A 391-nucleotide genomic window follows, 5' to 3' on the forward strand; every position below is an offset into this window, starting at 1 on the left:
CCTCGACCCGCCGTTCCAGCTCGGCCCGGGCGAAGCGCTGCATCGCGATCCGCTCGGTTGCCTGCCTGCGGCGCTGGACCAGCACCAGCGCGCCGAACGCAGCGGCGCAGAGCAGCAGGACAAGGCTGCCCACGGCCATCCGCGCCTCCTGCCGCAGGTTGGCCGCGTCCAGCAGCACGTGCACCGTCCAGCCCGCCTTCGGCATCGTCTCGGACGCGGCGATGTAGTCGTGGGTGCCCTTCCCGTCGGGGTCGGTCACGCGGAACACCGGCACCCCGAACGACTGCCGCCGGTCCATCGGCAGGTCGCGCAGCGCGGCGTCCGCATAGCGGCGGGTGGACAGCGTCCGCGCCAGCCGTTCCTCGGTCGGCGGCTCGAGGCTGCGATAGAG

At 73.4% G+C, this 391-nt stretch carries 1 protein-coding gene; it reads right to left on the minus strand.

Annotated features, from left to right (window positions below):
- Positions 1-391 (minus strand): hypothetical protein (locus tag D7X32_RS45900; protein ID WP_208752799.1); only part of this gene is annotated, 391 nt, incomplete at both ends.

Source organism: Corallococcus carmarthensis, assembly GCF_003611695.1.
GTDB classification, from domain to species: domain Bacteria; phylum Myxococcota; class Myxococcia; order Myxococcales; family Myxococcaceae; genus Corallococcus; species Corallococcus carmarthensis.